Source organism: Halomarinibacterium sedimenti (assembly GCF_019312585.1).
GTDB classification, from domain to species: domain Bacteria; phylum Bacteroidota; class Bacteroidia; order Flavobacteriales; family Flavobacteriaceae; genus Halomarinibacterium; species Halomarinibacterium sedimenti.
In genome coordinates this window covers 532,933-546,981 of sequence record NZ_JAHWDP010000001.1, presented here as the reverse complement: position 1 = coordinate 546,981, position 14,049 = coordinate 532,933, and the positions used below count along the sequence as shown (strand labels likewise).

Sequence of the window (14,049 nt, the reverse complement as noted above, 5' to 3'; positions counted from 1 at the left end):
AAACTAACCAAATGCAATTAATTACCAACTTTATTATTGGTTTTACGGCGGCCTTAATAGGAGTGATTCCTCCAGGACTTCTTAATATGACTGCTGCCAAAATAAGCATGAAGCAAGGCCGAAAAATTGCTTTGTTATTTTCGGTGGGAGTTTGTGTTACTGTTTGTTTGCAAACTTTTCTTGCCCTTATTTTTGCACGCTATTTAGATAAGCATCCAGAGGTTGTGGATTCGCTTCAAAAAGTAGCATTGGGGATATTTTTATGCCTAACGGTATATTTCTTTTTTATAGCAAAAGATACAAGAAGAGAAGCACCAAAAGAAATGGAGCATTCTAAAACCAACCGATTTTTCTACGGGATTTTTCTGGCTGCCATAAATTTATTGCCGCTTCCTTATTGGGTTTATATAAGTATCACTTTTGCATCATTTGGATGGTTTTCCTTCGATCAAATGTCCTTATGGGCCGCCGTTATTGCATCGGGCTTGGGAACTTTTGCGATGCTTTTTATGTATATTCAATTTTTCAGAAATCAGAAAGAAAAAAGAACCATTCATTTTAATATGAATTACGTTATAGGAATTATTACCGCCATTATATCTGCAATTACTTTCTTCAAAATTTTTCAAGACTTATAATATGGCTTCTGATGGATTTTTCGAAAAAGTACATGAGGTCGCCAAATTAGTACCCTATGGAAGGGTAACCAGCTATGGTGCGATTGCTCGTTATTTAGGAGCTGCAAAAAGTGCTCGTATGGTAGGTTGGGCCATGAATGCTTCTGGAGATAAAGATGTTCCTGCGCATAGGGTAGTAAACCGAAAAGGGTTACTCACGGGAAAACACCATTTTTCTGGGACTAATTTAATGCAACAGTTGCTAGAAAGTGAGGGAGTAACGATTATCGATAACCAGATTCAAGACTTCGAAAAACTTTTTTGGGACCCTATGGAGGAACTGTAATTTCAAATTATACCGTATCTATACTTCTACCAATCCCGCCATAAATCATTTCAATCATTACAGCTTCCATTTCACAAGTTTTACAGCTATATTTGCACTTTAGAATGAGTCTAAATATTAGATATGAATTTGAATAAAAAAGACATACTAAAAGCGTTAGAAACTATTTCATTACCCGGGGAGGGAAAGAATATGGTAGAAAGTGGTGCAGTGCAAAATGTCATCACATTTGCCAATGAAGTAGTGGTTGATTTAAAAATGGCAACGCCTGCGATGCATATTAAAAAGCGGGCAGAAGCAGATGTTATAAAAACGATAAAAGAAAAAGTTTCTCAAGAAGCAGATGTAAAAGTGAACATAAAGGTGGAAGCGCCGCAAAAACCACAAAACCCTAATTTAATAAAAGGGAAACCTATCCCTGGAATTCAAAATATAGTTGCTGTGGCTTCAGGAAAAGGAGGGGTTGGAAAATCTACTGTCACTGCAAATTTAGCAGTTACTCTTTCCAAAATGGGGTTTAAAGTAGGAATTTTGGACGCCGATATTTACGGACCCTCCATCCCTATTATGTTTGATGTGGCTATGGAGAAACCCCTTTCGGTTAATGTAGATGGAAAAAGCAAAATGAAGCCTATCGAAAATTATGGAGTAAAAATGCTTTCCATAGGTTTTTTTACACAGCCTAATCAAGCAGTTATTTGGAGAGGTCCTATGGCAGCAAAAGCACTTAATCAACTTATTTTTGATGCCGCTTGGGGTGACTTGGATTTTATGCTTATCGATCTTCCCCCAGGGACAGGAGACATTCACTTAAGTATTATGCAATCTTTGCCCATTACCGGAGCGGTTGTGGTAAGTACCCCTCAAACGGTTGCATTGGCAGATGCAAGAAAAGGGGTGGCGATGTTTCAACAAGAAAATATCCAAGTGCCTGTTTTAGGAATTATAGAAAATATGGCGTATTTCACTCCAGAAGAATTACCTAATAATAAATATTATATCTTCGGAAAAGAAGGAGCCAAAAACCTTTCGGAAGACTTGGATGTACCTTTTTTAGGTGAAATTCCTTTGGTGCAAAGTATACGAGAAGCGGGGGATGTTGGACATCCAGCTGCATTACAAACGGCAACCCAAGTTGAGATGGCTTTTGAAGAAGTAACGCGAAATGTAGTTGAGCAAACTGTGCTACGAAATGAAAATTTACCCCCAACCGAAGCGATAAAAATAACAACAATGGCTGGATGTAGCGCTGTAAAAAAATAAGGATATGGTAGAAGAACAATTAAAAACAAAAGTAGAAGCCGCTTTGGAAGAAATTAGACCATTTCTTCAAAGTGATGGAGGTGATATTTCTTTGGTTTCTATAGAAGATGGTGGTAGGAAAGTAACAGTGCAATTGTTGGGAGCTTGTGTAGGTTGTTCAGTAAATCAAATGACCCTAAAAAGTGGTGTGGAAATGACTATAAAAAAACACGCGCCTCAAGTAGAAAGTGTTGTAAATGTGTAAGTGATAATTATCATTCTTTAACTCTTTTCTGAAATCTAATTTTGAAGCATATATTGACTCTTACAAAAAATGATTAAAACCGATATCCTTATTATTGGCGCTGGTCCTACGGGACTTTTTACTGTTTTTGAGGCAGGGCTTTTAAAATTGAAGTGCCATTTAATAGATGCGTTGCCACAACCCGGCGGACAGTGTGCCGAAATTTACCCAAAAAAACCTATTTACGATATCCCTGCCTTTCCAGAAATATTAGCGGGGGATTTGGTGAATAACCTGATGAAACAAATAGAGCCTTTTCAGCCCGGTTTTACCTTGGGTGAACGTGCTGAAACTATTAAAAAACAAGAAGATGGAAGCTTTATAGTTACTACAGATAAAGGAACGCAACATCAAGCACCTATTGTGGCTATCGCTGGGGGCTTAGGAAGTTTTGAACCTCGTAAGCCACTTATACCCAATATTGAAAAATATGAAGATCACGGGGTGGAATATATAATTCGTGATCCAGAATTTTATCGAAATAAGGAAGTAGTAATTGCTGGAGGTGGAGATTCAGCTTTGGATTGGAGTATTTTTTTGACGGACATTGCAAAAAGTGTGACACTTATTCATAGACGCAATGAATTTAGAGGTGCGCTCGATAGTGTTGAAAAAGTACAAGAGCTTAAGAATTTAGGAAAAATTGATGTCATCACTCCAGCTGAAGTTATTGATATTATTGGTGAGAGTAATGTAGAAGCAGTTTCTATTGAAAAGAATGGGGAAGTTTTTCAGAAGAAATGTGATCACTTTATCCCACTATTTGGACTCGCCCCTAAACTTGGACCCATTGCCGATTGGGGATTGGAAATAGAAAAGAACGCGATTAAAGTAGACAATACCTTAGATTATCAAACCAACATTCCGGGCATCTATGCTATTGGAGATGTAAACACCTATCCAGGTAAATTGAAATTAATTCTCTGCGGATTTCATGAAGCCACCCTTATGTGTCAAAGTGCGTATCAGCGAATATTTCCGAATAAAAGATATGTAATGAAATACACCACCGTAGGTGGCGTTGAAGGATTTGACGGAAGCAAAAAAGAAGCTCCTAAAGCTGTAGTAAAAGCGATTGATTAATGGAAGCGGATATTAAAATCACTATCATTGATCGTGAAGGGATTTCTCATGAAGTTGATGCTCCCACCGATATGAATATGAATCTTATGGAATTGGTTCGTGCTTATGAACTTGCTCCAGAAGGAACTATTGGTATTTGTGGTGGAATGGCTATGTGTGCCTCTTGTCAATGTTATGTTGAAAGCGAGCATCCATTGCCAGAAAAAAGTGATGATGAAGAAGCTATGCTAGCGGAAGCTTATTACTTAAAGGAAAATAGCCGCCTAGGGTGTCAAATTCATATTCATCCCGAATTAGATGGACTTATCGTAGAGCTGGCTCCCGAAAGTTAGCCTATTGCTTACAATATTCTGAAAGTGGTGTAGGGCCTTCTAAAACGGCTCGTATCACTTTTAGTGTACCGTCTTCTGCCGTGGCAATTTGCCATTTTATGAGTGAGATGCTTCCGTTTTCAATTTCTAATCCAGTAATACATCGGGGATGCACACAACTGCCATCATTAAAGTAAGCAATTTCACCAGGTTCTGGAAAGCGGGGACGATGGGTGTGGCCTGTAATGGTAAAGATGTTTCCATTTTCAACAATCCATTTTTTGGTACGTTTTTCAACTTTAATTAATTCGCTATAATTTTTTGCAGGACTGGTAGGGTCACCAATACCAAAAACTTGCAATTGACGCCACAAAACACGAACCATAAATCGATTAAATTTCCAACCAACATAGTTCATAAAGTCGGCTTGGTGTCCGTGAAGTAAAAAAAGCTCTTGATCTGTTTCGGTGTGTTTTAAAACGATGCCTTCAGTAAATTTAACCCCAGGGAATAGTGGAACATCTTTTCCTGTTACTTTATCGAAGTAGCTACTTAAGTTTTTTTCAACATACCGCTTGCTTTTATAGACCATATCATGGTTGCCCAAAACACGATACAATCTGTTTTCATTAAAGAAAAGCTGCAGTAGTTCATAGACATTTTTATGCGCTTCAAAAATGGATTTAAAATCAATATTTTCCCAAAGTTCGTCACCATCCCCTAATTCGCAATAGGTAAATCCGTTGTCATAGTAGTTTTTTAACGCGTGATAATAGATGTTTCTATTGTTTGCAAAATCGTCTGCAAAACTATTGTCGCCCCGATGACAATCACTGAATAACACAAACTTCGATGAGTCGTTAAACGGAACTCTGGGCGCATTTTTATAGGCGCGATTAAACCTTGCTTTTGAAGACATATTATAAACTTTATTTAAAGATACAATATGATTTTATTTCGCAGTAAACGTTGGGTAAAAGGAATTTTATTGTTCTAGAAGTGCCTTTCCATGTATGGGGCAAAAATTCCACTTTCCACTAAATAATTTTCCGTCTACAGAGCATTTTTTTTCAATCAATAAACTGGATAATGGTAGTTCAACATCTTGTTTAAAACTACCCATTTCCAATGTAAGTAAGAGATTTTTATATGGATCTATTGATTTCATTTTTGCCGATGAAGGAGCTTCCATAAAGACAAAATGTATATTTTCACCCATAGGACCTAACATGTTCCCCATCATGGGTTTCATGATAGTTAGAAAATTTGAAAGATCTGCAGAAATACTTGAATTGGGGACAATTTTAAAAGGTTCTCCATTTAATGAAATTGAAAATGTTGGTAAAATATCCTCTAAGGAGTTATAAGTTAAACCTCCAAAATAACCAATATTAGCATCTATTATAGCAAATAATTCATAGCCTTCAAACATCTCTCGTATCGCAGACATCTCCTCTTCAGAGCTATTAGGGTCTTGAGAAAAAGAAATTTCCCAAAAGATTTGAGGGAGCCACCAAATCATTTGAATTTGATTATCAGAGTCGCTACTATATTGAGTTTCACTCATAAAAGCCTCAAGGCTCACATCAGTAAGGTTTTTGTTTTGAGCAAAAACAATACTTGATGCAAAGATTAAAATGCAAGTAATAAAAATCCTAACCATTATTTAAATGCATTATGACCCGTAATGTCGAGTCCCGTAATTAATAAGTGAATATCGTGAGTGCCTTCATAGGTGATGACACTTTCCAAGTTCATCATATGTCGCATAATAGAATATTCTCCCGTAATACCCATACCACCTAACATTTGTCTTGCTTCACGAGCTATTTTTATAGCCATATCCACATTGTTTCTTTTCGCCATGGAGATTTGAGCCGAAGTAGCTCTATCTTCATTTTTAAGTTGCCCTAAACGGAACGCTAACAACTGTGCTTTTGTAATTTCAGTAATCATTTCGGCTAATTTTTTCTGCTGAAGCTGAAATGCGGCAATAGGTTTTCCAAACTGAATGCGCTCTTTCGCATACCGAAGTGCGGTGTCATAACAATCCATCGCCGCACCAATCGCTCCCCAAGCAATCCCAAAACGAGCCGAGTCTAAACATCCTAGCGGTGCTCCTAACCCGGACTTGTTAGGTAATAAATTTTCTTTAGGCACCTTTACATCTTGGAACAATAATTCTCCTGTGGCCGAAGCTCGTAAGGACCACTTATTGTGCGTTTCTGGGGTGGTAAAGCCTTCCATGCCACGTTCTACAACGAGTCCGTGAATACGTCCAGATTCATCTTTAGCCCAAACCACAGCCACATCACAAAACGGTGAATTAGATATCCACAGCTTTGCACCATTCAATAAATAATGATCTCCTTTATCTTTAAAATTAGTTACCATTCCCGCAGGATTACTCCCAAAATCAGGTTCGGTTAAACCAAAAGATCCCATCCATTCTCCGGTGGCTAATTTGGGAAGATATTTTTGTCGTTGCGCCTCATTACCATATTTCCAAATAGGATACATCACCAACGAAGATTGAACAGATGCGGTACTGCGCACCCCACTGTCGCCACGTTCTATCTCCTGCATGATTAATCCATAGGATATCTGGTCTAATCCAGCACCGCCATATTTCACTGGGATATAGGGTCCAAAAGCACCAATTTCTGCCAAGCCTGGGATAATAGATTTTGGGAATTCGGCTTTTTGGGCGGCATCTTCAATAATTGGAGACACATCACGCTTTACCCAAGCACGGGCAGCATCGCGAATTAGCTTATGCTCTTCGGTTAGTAGATCATCTAGGTTATAGTAATCTGGAGCTTCAAATAAATCGGGTTTCATCTATTTTAATTTTGGTACACAAAGGTAGAAATACCAAATTGAAAGACCTACATTTTCAAATAAAAATCCTTCACTAAGTTGGTGTATTCTGGCGTGTAGTGATGCCTTGAAATTTCAATGACTAGAGTTTCTTTTTTGGGAACTGTTTTTTTCGAAGAAAATTCTAACAGAACTCTTTTTATATCTGAATTTGGAGTGCCTTGAACCTCACAAATGCGTTGTGGGTATAAATTGTTTTCCGAAGCTAGCTGAATAAAATTTCTCTCTTCTTTTTTAGGAAGAATGACCGCAAAAATTCCTCCTTCTGATAGTAAATGGGAGGCGCAAACCACTAAATGTTGAAAAGGAAGCGCGTCATTGAATCTGGCTATATCTCGAGCATCATTGTCTGATTTATAATCTTCAGAAAAAAAGGGAGGATTGGAAATGATAAGGTCATATTTTTCCTCAATTTCGGAAGCAAATTCTTGAACGGAAGCATGGTAACAAAAAAGACGGTCGCCCCAGGGGGATGCTTCAAAATTTTCGGAACACTGCTCATACGCATCGTCGTCAATTTCTACAGCGTCAATGGTTTCGGCAGTAGTTCGTTGTGCTAATTGTAATGAAATAATGCCAGTTCCAGCACCTATGTCTAAGATACTTTGGGGGTTGTTTTCCAAAGAAACCCAAGCACCTAAAAGCACACCATCGGTGCCAATTTTCATAGCACAGTGGTCTTGAGATACAGAAAATTGTTTGAATTTGAAGGGGAGCGACATTACAAATAAATTTCAATAAGTCCTTCAGGAGTATCTAAGAAAATGGTTTTTGAGGTCCTGTCTACCTTTTCAATAATTTCATCATTAATAGGAATGAGAACTTCTTTACCGTCGTGGTCTATTTCGAATAAGTGTTGTGCTGTGGAATCATTTACTCCTGTGATAATTCCCACTTTTCCAAAACCTTTGTCTTGGACCGTAAAGCCAATAATTTCGTGATAGTAAAATTGATTCCCAGTTAATTTGGGGAGAAAATCGAGTGGTAAATAAAGCTCGGAACCAAGTAGTGCATCGGCATCGGATTCGTTATCTACCTCTTCAAATTTTACACGTAATAACTCCGATTTATGCAGGGAGCTATGTTCAATAAAAAATGGAATCAAATTTTTGTGTTGTTCCACAAAAATCGATTCCATTTCAGTAAATAGTTCGGGTTCGTCTGTGTCTAGTTTTACTAGTAATTCACCCTTAAAACTGTATTTTTTTACGATTTTGCCAACGAAGAAACAATCCTTCTTTTGCATCGTAAAAAATTTATTCTTCTTCTTTAGTAGCTTCCTCTGCAACAGCAGCAGGAGCTTCTTCAGTAGCAGTTTCTGCAACTACTTCTTCAGTTGCCTCTGGAGCAGCTTCTTCCACAGGAACAGCAGCACGAGCTTCGTTAACGGCTTTTTCTGCTTCTAACGCTTTTGCTTTAGCTTTAGCTTTAGCTTCCGCTAGTCTTGTTTCTTTGTTTCCAACGGCTTTTGCTTTTTCATCTAACCAAGCCTTGAATTTTTCTTCAGCTTGCTCTTCAGTTAAAGCGCCTTTGGTAACTCCTTCTGCAAGGTGTTTTTTCAGCATCACTCCTTTGTAGGATAAAATTGCTCTAGCAGTATCTGTTGGTTGTGCTCCATTTTGAAGCCATTTTACAGATCCATCAACGTCTAGATTAATTTCGGCAGGATTTACATTAGGATTGTATGTTCCTAATTTTTCAAGATATTTACCATCTCTTTTTGAACGGCTATCTGCGGCAACAATCCAGAAGAATGGTTTTCCTTTTTTACCGTGTCTTTGTAATCTAATTTTTACTGGCATATTAATTAATTTTTGAGGTTCTCGACCTCGGTTATAATTTTTTTTGAGTGCGCAAAGATACTATATTTTCCTTTTGAAACTAGGCAGATTAAACTTTTATTTTATATTTGTTACAACCTATAGACCCAAATCTATTATGAAAAAATTCTTTTTACTGCTTTTCGTGGGAGTTTTAGCATTTTCGAGTTGTGAAAATGTTGAAGACAATTCTACCGTAATCCAAGCGGAAGTTGATAGTGTCTTTTTTAAATCTTTTGATGCTATTGGAACGAGACTTGAAGATGGAAGTATAACCATGCAAGGAGTTACAGACAACGAAATACTTACATTACACATTAGTGATTTTCAGCTTGGCTCGTACACTTTAGGTGGGGTAAGCCCAAATTATGCAACATTTGAAGATAGTAATGGCAATATATATACTACCAACCCAAATGGAGAAGGTATTATAAATTTAACTGATCGGTGCATATCTTGCGGATGGTTATCTGGAGATTTTAGATTTTCTGCCATTTTAAATGGTTTAGATACCACCTATGTAACCAAAGGGGTATTTTTTGATGTGTCTTTTGGGACAGGAGATGATGATGATACGCCAAACGCGGGATCGTTTAGTGCTCAAATTGATGGAACTCCGTTTACTCCTATTTCGGTTAGTGCGGTGGATTCTGGGAATTCTTTGTTAATCTCAGGAGCAGAAACAATAAAATCAATAATTATTAGAGTGCCTATAGATGTTGAGGTAGGTAATTATTCGTTACCTCAAGCTGGATTTCAAGCCTCACTAGCAGAAGGTGCCGTTTCTCAAAATGCTACTATAGGGAATATTTCAGTAGTAACACATAATGTGGCTGCGAGAACCATTTCAGGAAGTTTTTCTTTTGTAACTTCTCAAAATACTGTCTCTGAAGGACAGTTTAATGTGACATATTAAAAGGGACAATTTTATAGAATTTAAAACCGAGCAAACAGCTCGGTTTTTTTGTGGAAAAAATTGGCATATTGTTTACAACTTTATGAGGCTTTACGATGTGGTTTTTATACTTTTATAGTGTTAAGAACACTTCCAAAAATCTAGCATGTATTTAATTTTTGATACGGAAACCACCGGACTTCCAAAACGCTTCAATGCGCCAATTACCGACACCGATAATTGGCCAAGATGCGTACAAATTGCTTGGCAATTACACGATGAGTTGGGAAATCTTATCGAATGCAAAGATTATTTGGTTACTCCAGACGGTTTTGATATCCCCTATGATAGTGAACGAATTCACGGAATTTCCACCGCACTTGCAGAAGAAAATGGTGTTCCCTTAAAAGATGTGGCAGAAGAATTTGCAAAAGTTCTTTCAAAAACAAAATTCGTAGTTGGACAGAATGTAGATTTCGATCTCAACATCATGGGGTGTGAATTTTACAGGCTTGGGATGGAAAATCCCCTGGCATCTTTACCTGTTTTAGATACGTGTACCGAAACTACCGCACAGCTTTGTCAACTACCAGGAGGAAGAGGGGGTAAATTTAAACTTCCAACCCTAACTGAACTTCACGAGTTTTTATTTAGTGAGCCCTTTGAAGAAGCTCACAATGCCACTGCAGATGTGGAAGCAACCACTCGTTGCTTTTTTGAATTGGTTCGTAGAAGAATATTTGCAGAAGAAGAACTTGATGTAAATGAAGACTATTTTAAATCTTTTTCAGAAGCCAACCCACAGCCCATAAGCCTTATTGGACTTGAGCATATTAATTTAAGAAAGGCTTCAAAAAAACTAAGACAAAAACAAGAGGCAAAGGCCGAAACACAAGAGGTTTCCAAAGAAGAAATAAAGGAAAATATTGCCGTATTAGAGGAATTCCCATTTGTACATCTTCATAATCATTCGCAGTTTTCTATTCTTCAATCTACTTCTTCTACAAAGGATTTAGTTAATGCGGCTGTAAAGGATGGAATGCCAGCTGTTGCTATTACCGATAGTGGAAATATGATGGGAGCGTTTCATTTTCTTCAACATGTAAATTATCACAATCAATCCCTTTCAGAAGAAGAGAAACACAAACAATTAAAAGCCATTATTGGATGTGAATTTTTTGTCTGTGAAGACCATGAAAACAAAAGCCATAAAGATAACGGCTATCAAATAGTGATGCTTGCCAAAAACAAAAATGGGTATCACAATTTAGCTAAAATGGCTTCTATTGCTTATACAAAGGGGTTTTATTATGTGCCAAGGATTGATAGAAAAGTCATTGAGCAATACAAAGATGATATCATTGTGCTTACCGGAGGAATTTACGGTGAGGTTCCCTCCAAAATATTGAATATTGGGGAAAGTCAAGCAGAAGAAGCCCTAATTTGGTGGAAAGAACAATTTGGCGATGACCTTTATATAGAAATGATGCGTCATGATCAAGAAGATGAACGCAGAATTAATCCTGTTTTGCTCGAGTTTTCAAAAAAATACGAGGTCAAAATTGTAGCTTGTAATAACACCTATTACATCCATAAGGAAGACGCGAATGCACATGATATTTTATTATGTGTAAAAGATGGGGAGAAACAAGCGACACCTATTGGAAGGGGTCGAGGATATCGTTACGGATTGCCCAATCAAAACTATTATTTCAAGACTCAAGAAGAGATGAAATTGCTTTTTAAGGATTTGCCTGAAGCGATTTCTAATATTTCAGAGGTCTTATCAAAAATAGAATCGTATAGTTTAGTAAGAGATGTATTGCTTCCCAATTTTGCGATTCCGAAGGAATTTTTAAGAGTTGAAGATGCGGACGGAGGCAAAAGAGGTGAAAATGCCTATTTAAAATTCTTAACCTTCGAAGGAGCCAAAAAACGCTACCCCGAACTCACTGATGAAATAAAGGCACGTCTTGATTTTGAGCTTGAAGTTATTGCAAAGACAGGATATCCTGGCTACTTCTTAATTGTACAAGATTTTATTGCCGAAGCTAGAAAAATGGGTGTTTCTGTAGGTCCAGGAAGAGGATCTGCAGCGGGTAGTGCAGTTGCCTATTGCTTAGGAATTACTAATATAGACCCTATTAAGTACGACTTGCTTTTTGAGCGTTTCTTAAATCCAGATCGGGTAAGTATGCCCGATATTGATATTGACTTTGATGATGAAGGAAGAAGTAAGGTGATGGATTATGTGATTCAAAAATATGGAGCCAATCAAGTAGCACAAATCATTACTTATGGGACCATGGCGGCAAAATCTTCCATTCGAGATACCGCTAGAGTTCTAGATTTACCACTAAATGATGCCGATAGAATAGCGAAGCTCATACCCAACATGACAAAGCTTGCCAAGGTTTTTGATATGTCTGAACAAGAACTGAGAAGCAAATTTAGAAGCGATGAACTTCCCAAGGTCAATGAGCTTTTAAACTTATCGGAAGGGTCAGATTTGGAAGCTGAAACCATTAAGCAGGCAAGAGTTTTGGAAGGTTCGGTACGTAATACGGGGATTCATGCTTGTGGAGTGATAATTACGCCAGACGATATTACCAACTTCGTTCCTATTGCCACGGCAAAAGATTCCGATTTATATGTTACTCAATTTGATAATTCGGTAGTAGAAAATGCGGGCTTGTTAAAAATGGATTTCCTTGGGTTAAAAACCTTAACCCTAATCAAGGATACGGTAAAGCTAGTAAAGCATAAGCATAAAATTAAGCTGGACCCAGATAGTTTTCCATTGGACGATGAGAAAACGTATGCGTTATTCCAACGTGGTGAAACGGTTGGGATATTTCAGTACGAATCGCCTGGTATGCAAAAGCACATGAAGGATTTAAAACCTACTGTTTTTGCAGATCTCATTGCTATGAATGCCTTGTACCGTCCAGGACCCATGGAATACATTCCTAGTTTTATTAGACGTAAACATGGCGAGGAAGAAATTACGTATGATCTTCCAGAAATGGAGGAATATCTTAAAGAGACTTACGGAATTACAGTCTACCAAGAGCAGGTGATGCTACTTTCCCAAAAGCTAGCGAGTTTTACCAAAGGTGAAGCAGACGTGTTGCGAAAAGCCATGGGGAAAAAGCAAAAAGCCGTGCTTGACAAAATGAAGCCTCAATTTATTGAGCAAGCCGAAAAAAATGGACACCCAGCAGATGTTTTAGAAAAAATTTGGAAGGATTGGGAAGCTTTTGCTAGTTATGCGTTTAATAAAAGTCATTCTACCTGTTACGCTTGGATTGCATATCAAACGGCTTATTTAAAAGCCCACTACCCAGCGGAATATATGGCAGCAGTGCTTTCAAATAACATGAGTGATATAAAGCAGGTAACGTTTTTTATGGAAGAATGCCGCAGGATGGGATTAGAAGTGTTAGGTCCCGATGTAAATGAATCTTTTTACAAATTCACGGTAAATGACCGAGGTGCGGTGCGATTTGGAATGGGTGCTATCAAAGGGGTGGGAGGAAATGCTGTGGCTACCATTGTGGAGCATAGAAAAGATGGAAAATATAAAAGTATTTTTGATTTGGCAAAGCGAATAGACCTCCGGTCTGCCAATAAAAAATCTTTTGAAAATCTTGTATTAGCGGGTGGTTTTGATAGCTTCGGAACGCACCGTGCACAATACATGCATGATGAAGGAGATGGTGTTCCTTTTTTTGAAAAAGTGCTACGGTATGCTTCAAAATATCAAGAAACGCAAAACTCTTCACAGGTAAGTTTGTTTGGTGATGCTAGTGAGGTGCAAATTCCAGAACCCGAAGTTCCCGCTTGTGAGGAATGGGGAACCATGAAAAAACTAAAGCAAGAAAAGGAAGTAGTGGGAATTTATATTTCAGGACACCCGTTAGACGATTTTAAAGTGGAAATGGATAATTTTTGTAATGTAAAAGTTTCAGACTTTAACTATTTGGAGAATTTTATTAACCGTGAAGTATGTTTTGGAGGAATAGTGACAGATGTACAGCATCGAGAGAGTAGAGCAGGTAAAGGTTGGGCTATTTTTACCGTGGAGGACTATGATGATAGTTATGAGTTTAAAATATTTGGGGAGGAGTATTTAAAGTTTCGACACTTTTTAATTCCTAATTCTTTCATATATGTAAGAGTATTTGTTAAGGAAGGATGGGTAAATAGGGAAACTGGTAAAAAAGGAGAACCACGAATTCAGTACAATCATTTTCAGTTATTACACGATGTCATGGAAAGTCAAGCAAAGAAACTGACCATACAAATGCCCATTAATGATTTGGCTGAAAAACGAATAGCAATATTGAAGGATTTATTCAGAAGTCATAAAGGTGATAAACAACTTCATTTTACATTATACGATACTGAAGATGAAGTGAAATTGAATATGCCTAGCCGAAAAACCAAAGTGGCGATTAGTAAAGAATTGCTTAACCAATTAAAAGTAGAGGAAGTTTCATATAAATTAAACTAGATAACGGGTTAGCATCAATGATACTAATAGTTACA

General features: G+C 37.6%; 14 protein-coding genes. 8 read left to right on the top strand and 6 right to left on the bottom strand.

Annotated elements, in window-relative coordinates:
* The first annotated feature begins 11 nt into the window (after positions 1 to 11).
* The 6 genes from KXJ69_RS02645 to KXJ69_RS02620 all read left to right on the top strand — a co-directional run bounded on the left by KXJ69_RS02645 (position 12) and on the right by KXJ69_RS02620 (position 3,924).
* Positions 12 to 638 (top strand): lysine transporter LysE, encoded by a 627-nt coding sequence (locus tag KXJ69_RS02645; protein WP_219050988.1) that lies wholly within the window; start codon positions 12 to 14, stop codon positions 636 to 638.
* Between the two features lies 1 nt (position 639).
* Positions 640 to 963: an MGMT family protein gene (locus KXJ69_RS02640; protein ID WP_219050986.1), complete on the top strand. Its 324-nt coding sequence runs from the start codon at positions 640 to 642 to the stop codon at positions 961 to 963.
* A gap of 123 nt (positions 964 to 1,086) precedes the next feature.
* Positions 1,087 to 2,226, top strand: coding sequence for an Mrp/NBP35 family ATP-binding protein (locus tag KXJ69_RS02635; protein ID WP_219050984.1), 1,140 nt, complete (start codon positions 1,087 to 1,089; stop codon positions 2,224 to 2,226).
* A 4-nt stretch (positions 2,227 to 2,230) separates the two neighbouring features.
* Positions 2,231 to 2,470 (top strand): NifU family protein, encoded by a 240-nt coding sequence (locus KXJ69_RS02630; protein WP_219050982.1) that lies wholly within the window; start codon positions 2,231 to 2,233, stop codon positions 2,468 to 2,470.
* A 69-nt stretch (positions 2,471 to 2,539) separates the two neighbouring features.
* The gene (locus tag KXJ69_RS02625) at positions 2,540 to 3,592 is read left to right on the top strand and encodes an NAD(P)/FAD-dependent oxidoreductase (protein ID WP_219050980.1); all 1,053 of its coding nucleotides are present in this window, start codon (positions 2,540 to 2,542) and stop codon (positions 3,590 to 3,592) included.
* Positions 3,592 to 3,924: a 2Fe-2S iron-sulfur cluster-binding protein gene (locus KXJ69_RS02620; protein WP_219050978.1), complete on the top strand. Its 333-nt coding sequence runs from the start codon at positions 3,592 to 3,594 to the stop codon at positions 3,922 to 3,924. Before KXJ69_RS02625 ends, KXJ69_RS02620 begins: the two co-directional genes overlap by 1 nt.
* A 1-nt stretch (position 3,925) precedes the next feature.
* Here KXJ69_RS02620 and KXJ69_RS02615 read toward each other — a convergent pair whose 3' ends face one another.
* From KXJ69_RS02615 to KXJ69_RS02590, 6 genes are all read right to left on the bottom strand, one after another.
* Entirely contained in the window at positions 3,926 to 4,822 is an 897-nt protein-coding gene (locus KXJ69_RS02615) for a metallophosphoesterase (RefSeq protein ID WP_219050976.1), read from the bottom strand.
* 66 nt (positions 4,823 to 4,888) lie between these two features.
* Positions 4,889 to 5,566 (bottom strand): hypothetical protein, encoded by a 678-nt coding sequence (locus KXJ69_RS02610; RefSeq protein WP_219050974.1) that lies wholly within the window; start codon positions 5,564 to 5,566, stop codon positions 4,889 to 4,891.
* Entirely contained in the window at positions 5,566 to 6,744 is a 1,179-nt protein-coding gene (locus tag KXJ69_RS02605) for an acyl-CoA dehydrogenase family protein (protein ID WP_219050973.1), read from the bottom strand. The genes KXJ69_RS02610 and KXJ69_RS02605 overlap by 1 nt, the downstream gene beginning before the upstream one ends.
* A gap of 47 nt (positions 6,745 to 6,791) precedes the next feature.
* Complete coding sequence (locus KXJ69_RS02600; protein ID WP_219050971.1) at positions 6,792 to 7,505, bottom strand: tRNA1(Val) (adenine(37)-N6)-methyltransferase; 714 nt, start codon at positions 7,503 to 7,505, stop codon at positions 6,792 to 6,794.
* A complete protein-coding gene (rimM, locus tag KXJ69_RS02595; protein WP_219050969.1) occupies positions 7,505 to 8,029 on the bottom strand; it encodes a ribosome maturation factor RimM in 525 nt (174 codons plus the stop codon). Before rimM ends, KXJ69_RS02600 begins: the two co-directional genes overlap by 1 nt.
* Positions 8,030 to 8,039: 10 nt before the next feature.
* Positions 8,040 to 8,585, bottom strand: a complete 546-nt coding sequence (locus KXJ69_RS02590; RefSeq protein WP_219050967.1) for a 30S ribosomal protein S16 — start codon at positions 8,583 to 8,585, stop codon at positions 8,040 to 8,042.
* Between the two features lie 136 nt (positions 8,586 to 8,721).
* Here KXJ69_RS02590 and KXJ69_RS02585 point away from each other — a divergent pair, with 136 nt between their 5' ends.
* Both KXJ69_RS02585 and dnaE read left to right on the top strand, forming a co-directional pair.
* Positions 8,722 to 9,519, top strand: a complete 798-nt coding sequence (locus tag KXJ69_RS02585; RefSeq protein ID WP_219050965.1) for a DUF6252 domain-containing protein — start codon at positions 8,722 to 8,724, stop codon at positions 9,517 to 9,519.
* Between the two features lie 145 nt (positions 9,520 to 9,664).
* On the top strand, positions 9,665 to 14,014 hold the full coding sequence (gene dnaE, locus KXJ69_RS02580; protein ID WP_219050963.1) for a DNA polymerase III subunit alpha: 4,350 nt from the start codon (positions 9,665 to 9,667) through the stop codon (positions 14,012 to 14,014).
* Positions 14,015 to 14,049: the final 35 nt, after the last annotated feature.

Excerpts from the sequence above, each read along its gene's own strand:
- KXJ69_RS02645 (WP_219050988.1), top strand. The coding sequence starts at position 12 with ATGCAATTAATTACCAACTTTATTATTGGTTTTACGGCGGCCTTAATA.
- KXJ69_RS02640 (WP_219050986.1), top strand. The coding sequence starts at position 640 with ATGGCTTCTGATGGATTTTTCGAAAAAGTACATGAGGTCGCCAAATTA.
- KXJ69_RS02635 (WP_219050984.1), top strand. The coding sequence starts at position 1,087 with ATGAATTTGAATAAAAAAGACATACTAAAAGCGTTAGAAACTATTTCA.
- KXJ69_RS02630 (WP_219050982.1), top strand. The coding sequence starts at position 2,231 with ATGGTAGAAGAACAATTAAAAACAAAAGTAGAAGCCGCTTTGGAAGAA.
- KXJ69_RS02625 (WP_219050980.1), top strand. The coding sequence starts at position 2,540 with ATGATTAAAACCGATATCCTTATTATTGGCGCTGGTCCTACGGGACTT.
- KXJ69_RS02620 (WP_219050978.1), top strand. The coding sequence starts at position 3,592 with ATGGAAGCGGATATTAAAATCACTATCATTGATCGTGAAGGGATTTCT.
- KXJ69_RS02615 (WP_219050976.1), bottom strand. The coding sequence starts at position 4,822 with ATGTCTTCAAAAGCAAGGTTTAATCGCGCCTATAAAAATGCGCCCAGA.
- KXJ69_RS02610 (WP_219050974.1), bottom strand. The coding sequence starts at position 5,566 with ATGGTTAGGATTTTTATTACTTGCATTTTAATCTTTGCATCAAGTATT.
- KXJ69_RS02605 (WP_219050973.1), bottom strand. The coding sequence starts at position 6,744 with ATGAAACCCGATTTATTTGAAGCTCCAGATTACTATAACCTAGATGAT.
- KXJ69_RS02600 (WP_219050971.1), bottom strand. The coding sequence starts at position 7,505 with ATGTCGCTCCCCTTCAAATTCAAACAATTTTCTGTATCTCAAGACCAC.
- rimM (WP_219050969.1), bottom strand. The coding sequence starts at position 8,029 with ATGCAAAAGAAGGATTGTTTCTTCGTTGGCAAAATCGTAAAAAAATAC.
- KXJ69_RS02590 (WP_219050967.1), bottom strand. The coding sequence starts at position 8,585 with ATGCCAGTAAAAATTAGATTACAAAGACACGGTAAAAAAGGAAAACCA.
- KXJ69_RS02585 (WP_219050965.1), top strand. The coding sequence starts at position 8,722 with ATGAAAAAATTCTTTTTACTGCTTTTCGTGGGAGTTTTAGCATTTTCG.
- dnaE (WP_219050963.1), top strand. The coding sequence starts at position 9,665 with ATGTATTTAATTTTTGATACGGAAACCACCGGACTTCCAAAACGCTTC.